At 39.9% G+C, this 810-nt stretch carries 2 protein-coding genes; both read left to right on the top strand.

What is annotated here, in order from left to right:
* Positions 1-17: 17 nt before the first annotated feature.
* Positions 18-641 (top strand): TetR/AcrR family transcriptional regulator, encoded by a 624-nt coding sequence (locus DN394_RS28765; protein ID WP_069327058.1) that lies wholly within the window; start codon positions 18-20, stop codon positions 639-641.
* Positions 638-810 (top strand): ATP-binding cassette domain-containing protein (locus tag DN394_RS28760; RefSeq protein ID WP_149294471.1); only part of this gene is annotated, 173 nt, incomplete at its 3' end. The genes DN394_RS28765 and DN394_RS28760, both read left to right, overlap by 4 nt.

The following is an 810-nucleotide window of genomic DNA, read 5'->3' as shown; positions in this document are numbered from 1 at the left end:
TATAGGAGAGTGCGCTAATGAGCAGCACCACAGGTGAAAAGTTAGAATTAATTTTGGATGCTGCTTACGATCTTTTTGGTTCCAATGGGTTTTATGAGACCAAGATTTCAGATATCGCACACCAGGCAGGAATAGCCAAAGGAACGGTTTATTTATATTTTAAAAGCAAAGAAGAACTATTTATGGCTGTTACTCGTCGAGACTGTGAACATTTTCTTGACGGTTTAGATACTAATTTGCAAAATTGTAGTACGATGGCAGAACGATTGCTTGTGATTGCCAAGCATCATTCGATGTATTATTTTGAACGTAAGCATCGCACCAAGTTATTTTTCCGGACACCCAATAACGACCCTGAACTTATGGCGTATATGAAGCAGTTTATGTTGCGATATATGCAAGCGGTAGAGAAAGTACTCACAGAAGGTGGAGTCGCTCAACCCGTATGGTGTGCAGAATCGTATATTGGTATGTTAGACCGGATACGTATGGATATTTTATTCAACCCTGAGTTTCCGATGGAACAACTTCATGAACGGACAGACTTTGTTGCACGTCTATTTCTAGAAGGTTGTCATCATTCGCTGAATACTCAGGATCAAATAGACCGGGATCAGTCCCAAGAAGGTGAGTCACAATGAATATTATGACAGTGGAGTCAATCTCCAAAAGTTACGGCGAAAAAGTATTATTTGAAAATGCTTCATTTGGGATGGAAGATCAAGACAAAATCGGTATCGTTGGTGTCAATGGTACAGGGAAATCAACGTTTCTTAAAGTCATTGCAGGAATGGAAAGTACAGAAAGTGG

It is taken from the genome of Bacillus sp. BB081 (assembly GCF_008368895.1).
Taxonomy (GTDB): Bacteria; Bacillota; Bacilli; order Bacillales; family Bacillaceae_G; genus Bacillus_A; species Bacillus_A wiedmannii.
This window is presented reverse-complemented; position numbering and strand designations above follow the sequence as displayed.